Raw genomic sequence first — 18,152 nt, 5'->3', positions numbered from 1 at the left:
TCACCAGGTTATGCAGGTGGTCAGTCTGTCTGTCGATATCTCTGCGACGATGCACTGATTGGGGACAGACTTGCCGAATTCCGGATGCCATGTGGAAGGCACCACATGGATCCGGGTCGCGCCCTCTAGTGTCGCGACAGCGACCTGACCACCGGGCAGGGTGATGCTTATCGTATTGCCTTGTTGCACAGCGCTGACATCGGGGTGTAAAAACAGCCTCGATACAGCTTTATCGAATGTACCTGAAACAAAATCCATGACCTGTAATTGGCCGCCCGTTGCGAGCCACTCGCGAGTGTGCACGTTTTTCCCGGCAAGCCGCAGATAGCCGTCATGGCTGCTGCTGATGCGTACGGTATCGGCTGTCTGTTCGATCTTGCCCACGGTAGTACGTGCGCGTCGCGCGACCCGGAAACCGGCCCACACTTGCGATGAGCTTTCACCGTTCACTTCTATTGTATTGTGCGCTGCCGTGCTGCGCTGGCGATGGCGTTCGGCACCTTCTCCGTATTGCGATGTCCCGGAGTTGACGAAAACCCGCTGGCCAAACAGGCTGAGTTCGAAACTCAGGGTGTCGGCATGGGTGTGGCCGGGTTGGTAATCAGGCGCAACCTGGGCGAGGTTCAATAGCGCCTTGCACTGATTGCCAAAGTTGATCGCCACATAGCCACTAGCCGCCTGGTGCTCGACGACAATCGCCGAGGTGTCGGGCATTTTGTCCTGCGCATGGCACCCCAATTCAACCGCGTACGCCTCTATATCAAGCAGCGTCGGCGCAATACCGAATGCGCAGTCATTGAAAAATGGAATGCCGCCATCCGGATGCTGGAGGCTGCGCAACCAGGCCAGGCCGCGCTCGATCAGGCCTCTCCATTTGTCTTGGCGAGTGGTCAGTTCCGGCAGTTCGGAGTGAGTGGCCAGGTTCAGCAAGTCGCACATATCCCAAAGAAGGGATGCGTGGTACATGGGGGATAGTTCGAAGTGCGCACCGTCCGCGAGAAACTGTTCCTCTATTTCCTCATCAAGAATCTTCAGGCCCTTGGATAGCCAGTCGTCCGCCTGTTGGCCATGCAGAAAGCTCCCGGCAAATACCAGTGCCTTGCCATTCACGAACAGATGGTTGGCGAGAATGTGGTATTCGACCTGTTCGGACAGGGCATGGGCCTGGGTCGCCAGGCTGTCCAGCCAGTGAGGTTCCAGGGTCGGTTGCTGTTGCTGCCACTTGATCAGGTTCACGATACGCAAAGACAGCGTATACGGTTCCCAGCCGCACCCACTGAAGGGGGGATTGTTTGCAATCCAACTGTTTACCAGGCGTTTGTCGAAGTCGGTGCGGGTTTGGTCGGATGATGCCAAATGATCCAGGTAGTGCAGGTTGTATTGCCAGATTTTTGGCCGCGTCTCATCGTGCCAATCGATCGGCGCGGTCAGCCCCATGAATTCAAACTGCTCATCCGCATTGAAGCGCGAGGCGTTCCAGCGCGTAGTGTTCGCCAGGTGAACACAGGGACGTCGGGTAAAACCCTGTGCGGAAAACGGCCGAACGTTGGCGAAGCGATAATAAAGACGATAAAAGATCTGCTTCAATCGCAACATTTTGACAGTGTGGTAAAGCTTGGTTATTCGTTGCATCAACGCCCTGCTTATGAAGACCACTTGAAAGGTGTAGTCGTGAGTATGGTCTGGCGATAACTATGGGAAATTTATTTTCAGCCAGCGCTCGAAGTACAACACCTGCCAGAGTTTGTAGGTATTGTTTGCGCTGCCTGAGAAATGATTGCCCACCAATTTTTCCACTTCCTCGCGGGCAACGTAGGTGTAGATGCGCTCGAACTCGGCGAGCAGGCGTTGTGGGCCTATCCGACGAATAATGCCGTCAAGCGGTGGATTGAAACCCGTTTTGGGGCGCTCAACCAATGCGGCAGGTAGCAGGCTTTTGAGCAGGTTCTTGAGTGGGGCCTTTGGTGCGCCGCCCTTGAGCAAGTCTGCACTTGAGCTGGCAAGGCCGCTGGCCACCACGCGTTCGTCCAACAGTGGGACGCGCAGTTCGATACTGGCCAACATGCTCGCCTTGTCCGAAACACTCAGGTTATGGCTCAAGAAGCCTGTCTGGTCAAAGTGCTGTGCGCATTTGACTTTGTCCTCGGGGTCTCCGGTGTAGCGGTTCAATACGTTGGCCAGGCGTTGCTTGTATTGTTGTTCGCGCCCGGCGTAGTCATGGAAAAAACCCTTCAACTCCTGGCGGGAGAAGTACCCCAGCATGCGTGAGTATGCCAAAGGCCAATAACTTTCCTGAGCGTAGGAGACCAGCCGCTCGAACTTCTTGTCGAGTCGTTTTGGAAATAATTTGAGTTTCAACAGTGCGTTCAATAAGGGATACAGCAACCGAATCAATGTGTGGTGCTTCAATACGGTGTAGCGTGGGTAGCCGGCGAATGCTTCATCGCCGCCCATGCCACTGAGCATGACGGTGTACCCACTTTTCCTGGCTTCGGTGGACAAGCGGTAGGTCGCCCAGAATGTGTAGTCGGACACCAGTTCTTCGGTGTTAGCAGCGACGAAATCGATCGACTCGAAGGGGTCGATGGCTGAGTCAAGAATTTCGGTAACCACCAGCTTTTTGCCAAGGTGTTTGGCGATATTGGCGGAAAACTTCGTATCGACAATGGCGTCGTCCGTTGCGTCGTACTTTGCAAAAAACAAATCGGCGTCACCGGTGAAACTGGCCAGGATGCTGGAGTCCGCGCCACCACTGAAAAATACGCCGACCGGAACGTCCGCTTCCAATTGGCGCGTCACCGCGGAACGCACATCTTCTGCGAGGCCTTGCCCGGTCTGGAAGTTCGTCACGGTCTGGTAGCGCTGAGTCGTCATGTCGCCGGTTGTCAGGTCGAACGCCAGGTAACTGCCGGGCATCAACTTTTTGATGGCCTCGTAGCCCGTGTTGGGTTCGTAGAGAAAACCGTTATTGAAGAATTCGAAGACATCATCCTGATTTATTTCGGCAGTCACTTGCGAAAAGCATTTCAGGCCGCGAATTTCTGAGCACGCGTAGAGGCCGTTCGCATTGGAATAGCAATACACCGGCTTGATTCCGACGACGTCCCTTACCAGAAACGTTTTTTTGCGCGATTCGTCCAATATGACGAACGTGAACATGCCCTCCAACAGCGCGAAAGCCTGTTCCTGATGTTCTACATACAATTGCAGGATGACTTCGGTGTCGGAGGTGCCCTTGAAGAGGTAGCCTTTTTCCACCAGCTGCCGGCGCAACGCATGGTGATTGAACACTTCGCCATTGAACACGATGCTCACGCCATTCCCGGCAAACATCGGCTGGCTGCCGGTTGGAGACAGGTCCAGGATACTCAGCCTGTTGTGCCCAAGGCCAACCTGATAGTCCGCGACACTGGCGAAATACGTGCCGACGCGTCCGGACCTCGATGCCGGGTCACGGCCAGGCTTTTTTCCATTTGCGCCTGGGTCCCGGGAGCATCGTGTTTAACTGCAAAAAAGCTGAGGCCGCACATTATACCGACGTCTCCTGAATGTCTTTGACGACCGTTCCCGGCGTGGCGTTATGTTCGTCAGGCGAGGCGATATTCATCACCTGGGTTGAATGTTTGTGCGCCAGCATCACTCCCCAGGCTGCTGCGAGCAGCAGGTTGAAAGAAATCAGGCGAAAGACCGCGAAAAACAAACCATAAATCGCCAGAGTCATGACCGCCGTGCGAATCACGGCGAGGTAGATGGGGGCGGCTTTCAGGGTGGTCAATCGGTATAGCACCGGAGGGGCCAGTACGGCGGCATATATCAGCAGCCCGACTACGCCGCCGACCATCAGCATGTACAGTGGCCAGTTGTGGATATAGCCCACTGACTCCGTGAATGAATCACCGTTGGGCCTTTCCCAGTGCATCTCGTGTTTGACGCCGATACCGTTGCCCAGCACAGGATGATTCAGGAACATATCCCAGGCGATTTTATATTCCTCGACGCGAGAAGAGACGTTGAAGTCCTTCTTTTCCTCGGGGGGCTTGGACTCGAGGAATATGGATGTCAGTTCCTCTGGTTGCGTATTTTTCGCTCCGATGGACTCAATGGATGACGTTGCGATAGGTAATGCGGTCTGTGCCAATGAGTTCAAGCGCCCGAGCCATACATCCTGCATGCCGGTGGCGAAAATGAATGCGAGGCCAAACAGGGTTTGAATGCCAATGCTTGACGCTACTTTCAGCCGTAGGCGTTTATGCGCAAAAAACGTATAGAGCGCGAACAAGCCAATAACGAGGAGCGCACTGATCAGCATGCTTCGTGTAAATGTGATCAGCACGGCGGCCATGCACAGCAGCGATATAAAACTGCTGATCAAAGCAACCCTTCGGTCAGGTGTCAGTGTGCAGACTACATAACCGACCACCATCCCCAGTGGCAGTATTGCGTCGGTTGCTTGCGCCACCATTAGGGTGATGCGACCGCGCATCGGTCCCAGCGCCTGGGCGTTGCGCAGTGCTTCTTCTTGAGAAATTCTGACCATTTCCCCATCGGCCGGAAGGACCCAGTATGGCTGCCACATGCCGTGATAGAAGTAATAAAGAACGATGTAGCCGGCGGTTAGTAAAATCAGGCTTCCCACCGATGCGCCCAGCCAATGAATATCGCTTTCTTCACGGCCGAGGAGGGCGCAGATCGGGATCAATGCGTAGATGAACACAAAGGGCACGGCCCCTCTGATCCAGTCAGCCAGTGGAACAGGGTGATGCATCGCTACTGCAAGGTTGAGCACCAGAAAGCCTACGCCTACCAGGATTGGCGCGGCGAACAGGCGCAGGGTTGACCGGACACCCTGAGCGCGAAGCAATTTGAATAGCGTGCTGAGGAATATCATCCCCATCAGGGCGGCAAATGCTATTTCCTGTGCGCCTGCGGACGGCGGCGCAGGCCGTAGCGCAAACGCCAATGGGAATAGCGCCAGCAAACCCAGCCAGGGTGACCTGATGGCCATTAATACCAGTAAAGCGCTGCCGATCATTGCCGTGTAAAAAAACACGCCAGAACCCTGCATGAATAAAATAGCAACGAGCGCCGCCGCCGTGATCGCCATGGTATTTTTGACGCATCGATGGTTAGTCACCCTGGCGCTCCATAGTTTGATCAAGGGCGTATCGCTTTGTAGTCATCTGCTGTTTGCCCAATCACTCGGGCAGGTATTCCCACAACGATTGAGTTATCAGGGATGTCTTTCAAGACGACCGCCGAAGCCCCAATTTGACAGTTGTTGCCGATGCTGATGTCGCCAATGATTTTTGCGCCTGCTCCTATGTAGCAGTTGTCACCGATTACCGGGCAGCGATTGATCTGGCTGGTGACATAGCCCTCAGCGGCACCGATGGTGATGCCTTGTCCCAGTACGCAGCCTTCGCCCACTTTTGCATTCGCGTGCAGTACAACGCCGATCGCGCCATAAGCGAAGATCGTGCCTCTTCCGATGGTTGCGGAGATCGGAATGTAAGAGTTGAACAAAAGGAAAATCACATTTCGAACAAGGCCCGGTAACAACGGTACTCGGTGCCTATACAGCCAGTTGCCTACTCGATAAAGTTTTACTGCGTTCACGGTTAAAACCTCAACGTTCGAATATCAGCGGGCCGAAGCTGGAGTGCTCCCACGGCAATGATCAGGAGCGAGCCCATATACAGGGCGGCCCAGAACAGGCTGATAGAGGTCAGGAAAATGGCCAGCGGCGAAAGAAAGGCGACCCAGAACACCACCGGCAAGCGGATGCCCGGACGACAGGCGACATGCAGGAACAACAAGTAGGCCGAGAACCCTATCGCGTAGAACACCTGCGCCTGTTCCAGGTTCTGAACAAACACAATCATGCCCGCGATGGCCAGCGGCGCAATCACCAGGTTTGCCACGATGACTTTACGGTGCAGGCCGCAGGCGACCAGGTAGCGCTCTGTCACCACCGCCCAGTACAGCACCGGCAGGCAGGGCAGCATCACCAGATAGGCCGAATACTGAGGGAACAGCCATGCGCCTGCATAGCCGCCCAGCCCGACCAGCGCGAAGTAGAAGATAGCGACCGAGGTGATGATTCTATATTGCGCTTGGCGCTGCCCGCCCGAAACGAAGGCAACAAAAACGGCCCTGACGTTGACGGGGAACAGGCTGGTTGCTGATTGAATGATCGAGACGATGACCCTGAACAATCCAAGATCGCGCACGGGCAGGCTCTTGGAAAGAATGAAGGGCAGGATGTTGGTGAGCAGATTGAACACCAGCGTGATGGATATCATTCTGGGTAACAGCGCCAGCACGCCTTGGCAAGTGTGCAGGAGCTGCTTGCCAACGGGCAGTTTCGCCCCTTTGAAAAACAGCGCCGCCATCGCAAACACGCACGGAATCAAATTGGTCAGGATCAATATATCGACAATGCTCAGCGGCAAGATCTGCTGGTGGCTGATCAGCAGGAGCGTGAAGAAGACCCCGAGAAACAGCACCAGGTAGGCCACGATCCAACGTTGCAGACGCAGCCCGAATAGCGATAACAGACACGCCGAGCTTAACAGCATCACGCCAAGCAGGAGCGGGTTGCCGATATGATCAATCAGGTTCACGGCGCTGAAGAGTACAAAAATCAGCACAGCCATAAACAACGAAGTCACGAGAATATACTCGGCCTCCACACTGGCGATCAGTTGCTCATTGACGATATCCAGAAGCTTTTGAAATAAAAATACCAGTACGTTTGCCTTGATGAATGCGCCATACGCTTCCAACCCGTAGAGGCCGGGAATCACAAAGTTAACGACCAGGCCACTTATCAGTGTCAGTACCTGGATCAATAGGTTGAGCATGCCAGAACCTCTTGAACCTCATCATGATAAATGCAATTGCATGATCATTTGACCAACGTGCCCCACTCGGTGCACGGAAACCGATGCAATATTAACGGCTCGCGTCGATTTCCAGGCAGGGTTCCTCAGCCTTTCTCAAACCCACACGCCGCGTGTATCAATGACTTTGAGCGATGACAAACGTGTAGCCGGGATTGTCTTGAACACGCTGTGATCGACCAGCAGCACAATCACGTGCGCAGAAGCGAGCGCCTGGTCAATTTCGGTCAGGGTCGCGAGACCTTCCAAGCGAGCGGGCAAGTGCCCGATGTTCGGTTCAACCGCAAGCACAGTACCGGGATGGGAATGGGCGATCTGTGCGGCGATCTCCACGGATGGGCTTTCACGCAGGTCATCAATGTCCGGCTTGAAGGCCAGCCCGAGACAGGCAACCGTAACCTCCTTGGCCGTTTTCGAAGGGTTCTCCTGCAGGAATTGACCGATGGCCAGTTGAACCTGCTCCAGTACCCATGTTGGTTTGCTGTCATTCACCTCCGCGCGGTACGTATCAGGCGCGCCTCGGCCGGCGTTTTGCTGACAATGAACCAGGGATCGACAGCGATGCAGTGACCGCCCACGCCAGGTCCGGGCTGCAGGATATTGACACGGGGGTGGTGATTGGCCAGGCGTATCAGTTCCCATACGTTGATATTGAGCTTCTCGCAGATCATCGACAGCTCATTGGCAAAGGCAATATTCACGTCGCGAAAACTGTTTTCGGTGAGTTTGCACATCTCGGCAGTGCGTGCGTCGGTGATGATGCATTCACCTTCGACGAAGGTTTTATATAGACGCCGCGCAGCTTCTGAGCATTTGCTGGTCAGCCCGCCAATGATGCGATCGTTTGCAATCAGTTCGCGCAATACATGACCCGGCAGCACGCGCTCCGGACAATGTGCGATACGGATGTCTGATTCTGTGCCATGGGTTTGCGGGAATGTCAGGTCCGGTCGGCTTTCGGCCAGCCACGCAGACATTTGCTCGGTCGCCCCGACTGGAGAGGTGGATTCCAGAATGACCAGGTCGCCTTTTTTCAGTACCGGAGCAATGGCTTTGCTGGCAGATTCGATGTAGGAAAGATCCGGTTCGTGGTCGCCCTTGAAGGGGGTAGGAACGGCAATGAGAAAGGCATCGGCCGGCTCTGCCGTTGTCGTTGCCCGCAAATAACCTTCAGTGACAGCCGCGCGTACGACGATGTCCAGATCCGGTTCGATGATATGGATATCGCCGCGGTTAATGATTGCCACCGCGTTCGGGTTGACGTCGACGCCGATGACTTTTTTCTTGCGTGAGGCGAACACCGCAGCCGTTGGAAGTCCGATATAGCCGAGGCCGACGACTGAAACCGTTTCGAAACTCATGAGTTAGCCTTTTTAATTCGTGAAAGCGCTTCCAGAATCCGCGCGGATGCCTTTCCGTCACCGTAGGGGTTGTGGGCGAAGCTCATCCGGCTGTAGGCGTCAACATTGGTCAGCAGGACGCTCAAGTGAGTGCTGATGACCTCAATCTCGGTCCCGACCAGTTTTACCGTTCCAGCCTCGACTGCCTCCGGACGCTCGGTGGTGTCACGCATCACCAGCACAGGTTTACCTAAGGACGGCGCTTCTTCCTGAATACCGCCTGAATCACTGAGAATCAGATAGGACCGATTCATCAGGTACACAAAGGGCAGATAATCCAAGGGTTCGATCAGATGGATATTTTCGACGTCGGTCAGGAGTCGCTTGACCGGCTCGCGCACATTCGGATTCAAGTGAACGGGGTACACAATCTCGACATCGGGGAAGTCCTTGGCGGTATTGATCAGGGCTTGGCAGATCTTCTCAAAGCCACCTCCAAAACTTTCTCGACGATGACCCGTTACCAGGATCACTCGCTTGCCTTCACCCAGAAATGAAAATTGTTGGTGAAACTGCTGTTGCAGGGCCGCACTGCTCTTGATCCGCTCGACTACGTCCAGTAGCGCATCAATGACGGTGTTGCCGGTGACGTGGATGCTATGAGGCGCAACACCTTCCCTGAGCAGGTTCTGCCTGGAAGTTTGCGTCGGTGCGAAGTGCAATGCCGCGAGGGCGCCAGTCAGCTTGCGGTTTGCCTCCTCGGGCCACGGTGAGTAGAGGTTGCCAGTACGCAGGCCGGCTTCGACGTGAGCCACGGGAATTTGATGGTAGTAGGCGGCCAACGTGGTGGCGAAGGTCGTCGCGGTGTCGCCGTGGACCAGTACAATGTCCGGTTTGAATACAGCGAAGACTGTTTTCATTCCTTGCAGAATGCCACTCGTAACATCAGTCAAATCCTGACCGGGCTTCATGATGTTCAAGTCAAAATCAGGCGTGATTTCGAAGAGCTTGAGCACCTGGTCAAGCATTTCCCGATGCTGGCCAGTCACGCATACCTTAGCGTCGAAGCGCTCATCCGCAGCAAGGCTCAGCGCCAATGGAGCCATTTTGATTGCTTCAGGCCGCGTGCCGAACACACACAAGGTTTTTAAAGTCATCAGCGATTTTCCTGCATCGGATGGCAGTTTTTGAGCATCGCATGTGTACGCCAACGAGGGCGGTTCAGCAAGTAGTGCGCGGGCTCTAAAGTGCGCTCGTCATTTTGATCCAGCGCGAAGATCAATTCGTGTTGAGCCTGCTTACTTGCCTGAAGTGGCATCTTTTTCATTAAGGTCAATCGTCCCGTTCATGCAGTCTGGCTATTTTTGTTATGGTGAGCGCCTTCAGACTTTTCCTACATTGCTCTTTACTGTAGTGGCGCGTGGTAAAGCGTGGCGGAGTATAGCCTTGAAGAAAGTATTTTTCCCAAGGATGGAATGGAACACCTGTTCGATTTGGTTCGTCGGGCGCTTCAATACAGCGATTTAGAGCATTGGAGATAAAAATCGAATAAGTCGCTGGTGAATCTTGGCGATGGTAGCACAGTGTCATGAATGGTTTGGAGACCGTCCATTTCTGTTACACTTTCCCTTAGTTTAACTGTTGCTATGCTAGCTAATGATAGGGTTGCTATTGCTGTCTGTCGGGCCAAGCTTAGCAGTTGGTCAGACGTACGCCATTTTGCGTAAGAAATAGCTGAATAGCCGGATTTGCAGGGGTAAACGCGCATCGATCGTTGATTTTTTTGGGTCGCGATGATGATTTCAAAGGATTTCCGACACAACGCGGGTATCATTCCGTCCGTGGCGATTATTGTATGTAGAGGGGTGCTCGATGGTGGCACCTTTAGAGTAAGGGTACCGGTTGCCTGGCCCAAAGACACGTCAGCGGGGAATGAGAATTTCCTGAAAGGAGATTTTGTGATGCAGTTATTGCGTCCGCGTAGTCTATATTCAGCACAGGTAATTCGTCGTATATCAGCATTTTCGTCGATTGGCGGGTTTTGACTTCGGGAGCATGAAAGTGTCGGATAGGGGCATGGATAAGATGAGAGTTTTTTTATTGAATCTCCCGCGCCGCCACAAGCGCATCCTTCAGGTGCTTGTCGATATTTTGTTGGTGTGGGTTTCATTGTGGATGGCCTTTGTCGTCCGACTTGGCATTGCCGAGATGGAACAACCGATCCAGCGATATACATGGCTGTTCCTGAGCGCTCCGGTGATCGCCATCCCCCTGTTTATTCGCTTTGGCATGTACCGTGCGGTGATGCGTTACTTTGGTAACGATGCACTTATTACCATCATCAAGGCGGTGAGCCTTTCTTCACTTATTCTGGGTCTGGTTGTCTATCTTTACAGCAATCATCAATATGTTGTTCCGCGCTCGGTGATTTTCAACTACTGGTGGTTATGCCTGGTGACCGTGGGTGGGTTGCGTCTCGCGATGCGCCAGTACTTCATGGGAGATTGGTTCGCTGCAGCGCAACATGTTCCCTTTACCAATCGTGATGATGGGTTGACGAAAGTTGCCATTTACGGGGCAGGCTCGGCGGGTAATCAACTGGTCGCTGCGTTGCGCATGGGGCGGATCATGCGCCCGGTTGCTTTCATCGACGACGACGGGAGTATTGCAGGCCGTGTGATATCCGGGCTGCAGGTGTTCAAGCCCAAGCATATCCAGCAGATGATCGACGCCACGGGCGCCCAGCAGATATTGCTGGCGGTTCCTTCGGCGGGGCGCGGGCGCAGACGTGAGATTCTCGCTAACCTGGAGCGGTTTCCACTGCACGTGCGCAGCGTTCCGGACTTTATGGAGTTGGCCAGTGGGCGCGTCAAGGTTGACGATATCCAGGAAGTCGATATTGCCGACTTGTTGGGGCGCGATGCCGTACCGGCCCAGGAAGACCTGCTTGAACGTTGCATCGTCGGCCAGTCTGTCATGGTCACCGGCGCGGGAGGGTCGATCGGGTCTGAGCTGTGTCGGCAGATCCTGGCCCTGAAGCCCAAGACCCTGCTGCTGTTCGAACACAGTGAGTTCAATCTTTACAGCATCTTGTCTGAACTTGAATATCGCATTGCCCATGAGTCATTGCCCATCAAGTTATTGCCTATCCTGGGGTCGGTACGCGACGAGAGCAAACTGCTTGACGTCATGAAGAGCTGGCACGTCGACACGGTTTATCATGCGGCCGCGTACAAACATGTGCCGATTGTCGAACATAATATTGCCGAAGGCGTGTTGAATAACATCATTGGCACTGTAAATACCGCCCAGGCTGCCTTGAAAGCCGGTGTGGTGAACTTCGTGCTGATTTCCACCGACAAGGCTGTTCGGCCGACTAATGTCATGGGGAGTACCAAACGCCTTGCGGAATTGGCCTTGCAAGCACTCAGCCTGGAGAAAGCTCCGGTGATGTTTGGCGACAAGTCCGGCGTGGCACGCGTCAACAAAACCCGCTTCACCATGGTCAGGTTCGGCAACGTATTGGGTTCTTCAGGCTCCGTGATTCCGCTTTTTCACCGGCAGATCAAGGCGGGCGGCCCATTGACTGTCACGCACCCCAAGATCACGCGTTATTTCATGACCATCCCCGAAGCCGCCCAACTGGTGATCCAGGCCGGTTCCATGGGGCAGGGTGGGGATGTGTTCGTACTGGACATGGGCGAGCCGGTAAAAATTATAGAACTGGCGGAAAAAATGATTCATTTGTCCGGGCTCAGTGTGCGCACGGATAAAAACCCTCACGGCGATATTGCAATTCAGTTCACCGGATTGCGTCCAGGTGAAAAGCTCTACGAGGAGTTGCTGATCGGCAACAACGTCGTGGCGACTCAGCATCCGATGATCATGAGTGCCAACGAGGACCATCTGGCCTGGGACGTACTCAAAAACAAACTGAGCGAATTGCTCGCCGCGGTGAGGGAGGACAACTACGACCGTGTGCGTCAGATCCTGCGCGAAACGGTCAGCGGTTATTCACCCGACGGCGAAATCGTCGATTTGATCTACCAGCAGCGCCGTTTGGAACCGTGATTTAACACTCTGTTACTCAAGCATTTTTGACGAATCTCCAACATCACCTAAGTTTGAAAAGCAGCTTCGGAAAAGCTGCTTTTCTCTTACCGATGTCATGGAGCGTCACCAATGCAAAACACCTATCTCACCTCGCTGATCTTCGCTTTTCTCACTACGTTGTCGGCCGCTACCACCGCAGCCCCGTCCGTCAAACCGGAAACGCCAGCCCCTGTTACCGCGCAAATGACCAAGACCGAGCAATCGGCCAAGGTCAACCTCAACGCCGCTGACGCGCAAACCCTGCACCGCGACCTCTTCGGCATCGGCGCGGCCAAGGCCAAGGCGATCGTCGCTTATCGTGAAAGCAATGGCCCCTTCACGGCGGTTGATGAATTGCTGGAAGTGAAGGGCATCGGCAAGGCGCTGTTGGAGAAGAATCGCGACAGGCTGGCGCTCAACTAAGGCAGTGAGATGAGGCCGGTCGCTGATCGGCCTTTTCGTCTTCCGTCAACTTGGCATGAAAAGTGATTATGTCTCCCGAGTAGATTGTTCAACAATCGAGAGGTAATCATGTCTCCCAGTTTGTCGCTAGCCGATCAGATTGCCCTGGAATTGCGTGCTGACATCATCGGCGGTCGGCTTTTGCCGGGCATGCCGTTGGTCGAGGTCGAGCTGGTCAAGGCCTACAACGCTTCGCGCAATACGATTCGCGAAGCGCTGCATCGTTTGGGCCAGGAGGGGTTGACCCGCTACGTGCGCAACAAGGGCGTGGTGGTCCGGCGGTTGGAACGCCACGAGGTGCGCGACCTGTTTGTAGTCCGTCGTACCCTTGAGTTGCAGGCGATTGCCCAGAGCGGTCCGCTCACGACGGAGCAATCCGACCGCATGCAAAACGCCATCGATGCCACCACCCTTGCTCGGGAGCGCGAAGATTGGCGCACTGTGGCGACACACAGCTTACGGTTCCATCAGCACATCGTGGGTTTGATGCGCAGTCCGTTGTTCGACGAGTTTTTTGCCCAGGTCATCGCGCAATTGCGCCTGGTGTTTTGCGCGGCGCCCGATGAGCAGCGTTTTCAGTCGCCCTGGCTGGAGCGTGACCGTGAAATTTACCAATTGTTGGTCCAGCAGGACAAACCGGCGGCAGGGGAGGCGATGAGCCTGTACCTGAAAGATTCGGAATGTCTGTCGTTGGCCCTGTTCTCCCCTGCCTGATCGAGGATCTGCACCATGTACAAAGACTATCCGGCCGCTTATCAGGTCAGTAAAGGTTCGGCGCTGCAGGTTGACACGGCGTTTTATGAGCGCATTCGTGATCGAGCGGATCAACGCACGCTGATTGAGCAGTTCGAAGTGCCCATTCGTACGGGCAGGGCTTGGAAGGTACCGGCTGGGCATGTATTTCGTGTGACCACGCCGGTGGGACCGCAGGTGGGGGACTTTAACGTGTGGAACGCCAATGACCCGCGTGAACGCCTATGGGCGGCGCGCACCCGTCAGTTGCAGGGCGCGCATGTCAGCACCCACGACCGGCTGTGGTCGAACCTGCCGTTTCTGCGGCCTTTGGTCACCATTACCGATGACAGCCTGGCCAGCTACGGTATCGATGAACACGGCGGGCGCCTGCACGATTTGCTTGGCACGCGTTGCGATCCGTATGTGAACCGCATGCTGACCGGTGAGGACTTTCATCACCATTGCCACTCGAACCTGACGCGTGCGGTGTTGCCCCACGGCCTGACGGAATTCGATGTGCATGACGTGCTGAATATTTTTCAATGCACCGGCCTGAATCATGACGACATGTATTTCATGAAGGCGTGCCCGGCACAGAAGGGCGATTACCTGGAGTTCTTTGCCGAAATTGATTTGCTGTGCGCGCTGTCGACATGCCCAGGCGGGGATTTGTCGCTGCCGATGTGGGGGCCGGATGCGCAGGACCCGCTCACAGTCTGCCGTCCGCTGGGGGTTGAGATTTATAAACTGGAGGAAGAGCTATTGAGCGGCTGGAGCCAGCCGGAGCGTGCTGCCTACAAGGGGCAGCACGGGTTGCATATTGCCAAGGCGGACTGGGAGTAAGAAACCCTAGCGATCCTGCGCATCCTTGGCATCCGCCTGGGCGTTGCGCTCGGCCACGCGTTTGCGTTCTTCGTCGGTGAGTTCCACCTTGTTGGCGCTGTCACGCAGCATCATCAGCCCACCGACGATCGACCCGATCGCTACTACCATAATCAACCACGCGTACCACGGCATAAGGCTCTCCTTGAGGCAGATTGCCGTGGGAGGTTTTTCCCACGGTAATGACTGCTTTGAGTAACGGGCTTTCTGAGTAGTTCAGTGTAGGCCCGTTCTGCCTCGCAAATCTTAGAGCCCGGTCAACATTGCATCTGCCGGGGCATCGGCACGGTCCTGGGCGGTCATCTGGAAATAGATGAAACCTACCACCATGAAACCGAGGAAAATCAACCCGATCAGTGTGTTGAACCAGGCCATGGCCACCAGGCACACCACTGCCAGCACCAGGGCAATGCCCGGTACGATCGGGTAGCCCGGCGCGCGGAAGGTGCGTTCCAGCAGGGGCTCGGTTTTACGCAGTTTGAACAGGCTGAGCATGCTCATGATGTACATGACGATGGCGCCAAATACCGCCATGGTGATCATCGCCGCCGTCAGCGTCATGCCGCCCAGGTTGATCAGGCCGTCGCTGTAGATGGCGGCGATACCGACCACGCCACCGGCGATGATGGCGCGATGGGGTGTCTGGAAACGCGACAGTTTGGCGAGGAAAGACGGCAGGTAACCGGCACGGGCCAGGGCGAAGAACTGCCGCGAGTAGCCGAGGATGATGCCGTGGAAACTCGCCACCAGGCCGAACAGGCCGATCCACACCAGCATGTGCAACCAGCCGGAGCTGTCGCCCACCACGGTTTTCATCGCCTGTGGCAATGGGTCGTTGATGTTTGACAGGGTGCGCCAGTCGCCCACGCCGCCAGCGAAGAACATCACGCCCATGGCCAGGATCACCAAGGTGAGGATGCCGCTGATGTAGGCCTTTGGAATGGTGCGCTTGGGATCTTTCGCTTCTTCGGCGCCATGGCCGCGCCTTCGATGGCGAGGAAGAACCAGATGGCAAACGGAATTGCGGCAAACATACCGGCGATCGCTGGGGCGCTAAAAGTGTCGGAGCCGGCCCAGCCATTCAGGGCGAAGTTGCTGAAGCTAAAGGCCGGGGCGACCACGCCCATGAATACCAGTAGTTCGGCCACGGCGAGCACACACACCACCAGTTCGAAGGTGGCGGCGAGTTTTACGCCGAGGATGTTCAGGCCCATGAACACGATATAGGCGCCGACGGCCGCGTGTTTCGGGTCCAGTGCCGGAAACTGCACATTCAGGTAAGCACCGATGGCCAGGGCGATGGCGGGCGGGGCGAAGACGAATTCGATCAGGGTGGCCAACCCGGCAATCAAGCCGCCTTTTTCACCAAAGGCGCGGCGGCTGTAGGCAAAGGGGCCGCCGGCATGGGGAATTGCGGTGGTCAGTTCGGTGAAGCTGAAGATAAAGCAGGTGTACATCGCAGCGACCATCAACGAGGTCACCAGAAAGCCCAAGGTCCCGGCGACGCCCCAGCCATAGCTCCAGCCGAAGTATTCCCCGGAGATCACCAGGCCGACGGCAATGCCCCATAAGTGCAGGGTGCCCAAGGTGGGTTTGAGTTGTGTGTTCATTGTGCTGCGCTCCCTGAACGGTTTTGAATGATTCAAGGTGTTGCAGCGGGCATGCCAGCCTGAGAATCATTGTCGTAAAGCGGCGCAACTGTCGTCTGGGGGACGGTTTGCCGTTTGAAACTTCCCGGTGTTGCACCAGATAAGTGCGGCGGTGATTGAGCCGGTGCTATCGCGGGCAAGCCCAGACGCCGAATACCCCGGTGTAAACCCCGTATAAACCCACTCTTTACGCCATCTTTACGCCCCGTCCACCCCCTCGCTCTCGTTCCTTTACGCCACTCCTGCGGACAATTGCCCCACACGCGGCACTCGCCGCTAAACGGAGAGACTTCCATGAGCGTTCTGGACGGGGTGTCACTGCTATTGGCCGTGGCGCTGTTCATTTATCTGCTGGTTGCGCTGTTACGCGCGGATCGGAACTAGGAGCGGGCTATGCACAGTTACGACTATTGGCTGATCATCGCCTTCTTTGCCGTGGTACTGGTGCCGGCGCCGTTTCTGGGACGGTTCTACTACAAGGTGATGGAAGGCCAGCGCACCTGGCTGAGCCCGGTGCTGGGGCCTGTCGAAAGGGCCTGTTATCGCCTGTCCGGCGTGGACGCGCAGCAGGAACAAAGCTGGCAGAAATACATGCTGGCCTTGCTCGCGTTTAACCTCGCGGGCTTTTTGCTGTTGTTCGCGATCCTGATATTCCAGGGATCTCTCCCACTGAACCCACAGAAATTGCCGGGCCAGGAATGGACACTGGCCTTCAACACCGCAGTCAGTTTCATGACCAACACCAACTGGCAGAACTACAGCGGCGAAGCGTCCCTGAGTTACCTCAGCCAGATGGCCGGCCTGACCGTGCAGAACTTCGTCAGTGCGGCCACCGGCCTCGCCGTCCTGGTCGCGTTATGCCGTGGGATCGGTCGCAAATCCGCCCAGACGCTGGGCAACTTCTGGGTCGATATGACTCGCGCCACGCTCTACGGGCTGTTGCCGTTGTGCCTGGTGCTGGCACTGTTCCTGGTGTGGCAGGGTGTACCGCAAACCTTCGCGAATTACGTCGATGCCGTGACGATGCAAGGCGTGGATCAGGTGATCCCGCTGGGCCCGGCGGCCAGTCAGATTGCGATCAAGCAACTCGGCACTAACGGTGGCGGCTTCTTTGGCGTCAACTCGGCGCACCCGTTTGAAGACCCAAGCGCCTGGTCCAATCTGTTTGAAGTGGCGTCGATCATCCTGATCCCGGTGGCCCTGGTGTTCACCTTCGGCCACTACGTCAAAGACCTGCGCCAGAGCCGCGCCATTCTGGGCTGCATGCTCGCGCTGTTCCTGATTGGCGGCGCGACGTCGCTGTGGGCCGAGTACCAACCTAACCCTGCCCTGAACAACCCGGCCGTGGAGCAAACCGCGCCACTGGAAGGTAAGGAAGCGCGCTTCGGCACCACCGGCACTGTGCTGTGGTCGGTGACTACCACGGCGGCGTCCAACGGTTCGGTCAACGGCATGCAAGACAGCCTCAATCCGCTCAGTGGCATGGTGGCGCTGGTCAACATGATGGTCGGCGAGGTGATCTTCGGCGGCGTCGGCGCCGGTATGTACGGCATGCTGCTCAACGTGCTGATCGCGGTGTTCCTGGCCGGCCTGATGATCGGTCGCACCCCGGAATACCTGGGCAAGAAACTCCAGGCCAAGGAAGTGCAATTGCTCGTCGTAACCCTGTTGGTGATGCCGGTGGGCGTGCTTGTGCTCGGTGCCATCGCCGCCAGCCTGCCCGGCCCGGCTAGCGCCATCAGCAACCCTGGCCCACATGGTTTCAGTCAGTTGCTGTATGCCTACACCTCCGCCAGCGCCAACAACGGCTCGGCGTTCGCCGGCTTCAGCGCCAATACGCCGTTCCACAACCTGATGCTCGGTCTGGGCATGTTGATCGGCCGCTTTGGCTACATCCTCCCGGTACTGGCCCTGGCCGGCAGCCTGGCGATGAAAAAGAGCGCGCCGATTGGCCAGAACAGCTTCCCCACCCACGGACCGCTGTTCGTGACCCTGTTGACCGTGACCATTTTGCTGGTGGGCGGCCTGACGTTCCTGCCGACGCTGGCACTGGGTCCTATCGCTGAACACCTGAGTATGGGCTTCTAGGA

Annotated in this window: 13 protein-coding genes and 2 pseudogenes; 6 read left to right on the top strand and 9 right to left on the bottom strand. The window is 56.0% G+C overall.

The features are described 5' to 3' along the window. The 7 genes and pseudogenes from JWR98_RS20165 to wecB all read right to left on the bottom strand — a co-directional run bounded on the left by JWR98_RS20165 (nt 1) and on the right by wecB (nt 9,399). Nucleotides 1-1,632 (bottom strand): heparinase II/III family protein, encoded by a 1,632-nt coding sequence (locus JWR98_RS20165; RefSeq protein ID WP_205491036.1) that lies wholly within the window; start codon nt 1,630-1,632, stop codon nt 1-3. A 60-nt stretch (nt 1,633-1,692) separates the two neighbouring features. Continuing rightward, entirely contained in the window at nt 1,693-3,357 is a 1,665-nt protein-coding gene (asnB, locus tag JWR98_RS20160) for an asparagine synthase (glutamine-hydrolyzing) (RefSeq protein ID WP_263974252.1), read from the bottom strand. A gap of 172 nt (nt 3,358-3,529) precedes the next feature. Further along, nucleotides 3,530-5,134: an O-antigen ligase family protein gene (locus tag JWR98_RS20155; RefSeq protein WP_078732191.1), complete on the bottom strand. Its 1,605-nt coding sequence runs from the start codon at nt 5,132-5,134 to the stop codon at nt 3,530-3,532. Nucleotides 5,135-5,154: 20 nt separating this feature from the next. Next, entirely contained in the window at nt 5,155-5,616 is a 462-nt protein-coding gene (locus tag JWR98_RS20150) for a serine acetyltransferase (RefSeq protein WP_205491033.1), read from the bottom strand. 2 nt (nt 5,617-5,618) lie between these two features. After that, entirely contained in the window at nt 5,619-6,863 is a 1,245-nt protein-coding gene (locus tag JWR98_RS20145) for a hypothetical protein (protein WP_078732192.1), read from the bottom strand. Nucleotides 6,864-6,998: 135 nt separating this feature from the next. Then, nucleotides 6,999-8,263, bottom strand: a pseudogene (gene wecC / locus JWR98_RS20140) (UDP-N-acetyl-D-mannosamine dehydrogenase). After that, nucleotides 8,260-9,399 (bottom strand): non-hydrolyzing UDP-N-acetylglucosamine 2-epimerase, encoded by a 1,140-nt coding sequence (gene wecB / locus JWR98_RS20135; RefSeq protein WP_205491031.1) that lies wholly within the window; start codon nt 9,397-9,399, stop codon nt 8,260-8,262. Before wecB ends, wecC begins: the two are co-directional and overlap by 4 nt. Before the next feature lie 919 nt (nt 9,400-10,318). Here wecB and JWR98_RS20130 point away from each other — a divergent pair. The 4 genes from JWR98_RS20130 (at nt 10,319) to JWR98_RS20115 (ending at nt 14,374) form a co-directional block, all read left to right on the top strand. Further along, a complete protein-coding gene (locus JWR98_RS20130) occupies nt 10,319-12,313 on the top strand; it encodes a polysaccharide biosynthesis protein (protein WP_205491029.1) in 1,995 nt (664 codons plus the stop codon). A gap of 111 nt (nt 12,314-12,424) precedes the next feature. Continuing rightward, on the top strand, nt 12,425-12,757 hold the full coding sequence (locus JWR98_RS20125) for a ComEA family DNA-binding protein (RefSeq protein ID WP_078732196.1): 333 nt from the start codon (nt 12,425-12,427) through the stop codon (nt 12,755-12,757). 108 nt (nt 12,758-12,865) lie between these two features. Next, nucleotides 12,866-13,510, top strand: coding sequence for a GntR family transcriptional regulator (locus JWR98_RS20120; RefSeq protein ID WP_078732197.1), 645 nt, complete (start codon nt 12,866-12,868; stop codon nt 13,508-13,510). A gap of 15 nt (nt 13,511-13,525) precedes the next feature. Further along, nucleotides 13,526-14,374, top strand: a complete 849-nt coding sequence (locus tag JWR98_RS20115; RefSeq protein ID WP_003172673.1) for an urea carboxylase-associated family protein — start codon at nt 13,526-13,528, stop codon at nt 14,372-14,374. Between the two features lie 6 nt (nt 14,375-14,380). Here JWR98_RS20115 and JWR98_RS20110 read toward each other — a convergent pair whose 3' ends face one another. Both JWR98_RS20110 and eat read right to left on the bottom strand, forming a co-directional pair. After that, nucleotides 14,381-14,548 carry a DUF2897 family protein gene (locus tag JWR98_RS20110; RefSeq protein ID WP_078732198.1) on the bottom strand — a complete coding sequence of 56 codons (168 nt, stop codon included), beginning with the start codon at nt 14,546-14,548 and terminating at the stop codon, nt 14,381-14,383. A 111-nt stretch (nt 14,549-14,659) separates the two neighbouring features. Beyond that, a pseudogene (eat, locus tag JWR98_RS20105) lies at nt 14,660-16,023 on the bottom strand (ethanolamine permease). A gap of 333 nt (nt 16,024-16,356) precedes the next feature. Between eat and kdpF the strand changes: the two are divergent. Together kdpF and kdpA are read left to right on the top strand one after the other, a co-directional pair. Further along, the gene (kdpF, locus tag JWR98_RS20100; protein ID WP_003218754.1) at nt 16,357-16,446 is read left to right on the top strand and encodes a K(+)-transporting ATPase subunit F; all 90 of its coding nucleotides are present in this window, start codon (nt 16,357-16,359) and stop codon (nt 16,444-16,446) included. Between the two features lie 9 nt (nt 16,447-16,455). After that, nucleotides 16,456-18,150: a potassium-transporting ATPase subunit KdpA gene (gene kdpA, locus JWR98_RS20095; RefSeq protein ID WP_205491027.1), complete on the top strand. Its 1,695-nt coding sequence runs from the start codon at nt 16,456-16,458 to the stop codon at nt 18,148-18,150. Nucleotides 18,151-18,152: the final 2 nt, after the last annotated feature.

Origin of the sequence: Pseudomonas lactucae, assembly GCF_016937615.1 — a bacterium.
Classification (GTDB): domain Bacteria; phylum Pseudomonadota; class Gammaproteobacteria; order Pseudomonadales; family Pseudomonadaceae; genus Aquipseudomonas; species Aquipseudomonas lactucae.
Note: the sequence above shows the minus strand (reverse complement) of the source record. Positions and strands in the feature narration are given on the sequence as shown.

Bases quoted from the DNA above. Each gene is read 5' to 3' on its own strand.
- kdpF (WP_003218754.1), top strand. From the start codon at position 16,357: ATGAGCGTTCTGGACGGGGTGTCACTGCTATTGGCCGTGGCGCTGTTC.
- JWR98_RS20130 (WP_205491029.1), top strand. From the start codon at position 10,319: ATGGATAAGATGAGAGTTTTTTTATTGAATCTCCCGCGCCGCCACAAG.
- JWR98_RS20120 (WP_078732197.1), top strand. From the start codon at position 12,866: ATGTCTCCCAGTTTGTCGCTAGCCGATCAGATTGCCCTGGAATTGCGT.
- wecB (WP_205491031.1), bottom strand. From the start codon at position 9,399: ATGACTTTAAAAACCTTGTGTGTGTTCGGCACGCGGCCTGAAGCAATC.
- kdpA (WP_205491027.1), top strand. From the start codon at position 16,456: ATGCACAGTTACGACTATTGGCTGATCATCGCCTTCTTTGCCGTGGTA.
- JWR98_RS20165 (WP_205491036.1), bottom strand. From the start codon at position 1,632: ATGCAACGAATAACCAAGCTTTACCACACTGTCAAAATGTTGCGATTG.
- JWR98_RS20115 (WP_003172673.1), top strand. From the start codon at position 13,526: ATGTACAAAGACTATCCGGCCGCTTATCAGGTCAGTAAAGGTTCGGCG.
- JWR98_RS20110 (WP_078732198.1), bottom strand. From the start codon at position 14,548: ATGCCGTGGTACGCGTGGTTGATTATGGTAGTAGCGATCGGGTCGATC.
- JWR98_RS20125 (WP_078732196.1), top strand. From the start codon at position 12,425: ATGCAAAACACCTATCTCACCTCGCTGATCTTCGCTTTTCTCACTACG.
- JWR98_RS20145 (WP_078732192.1), bottom strand. From the start codon at position 6,863: ATGCTCAACCTATTGATCCAGGTACTGACACTGATAAGTGGCCTGGTC.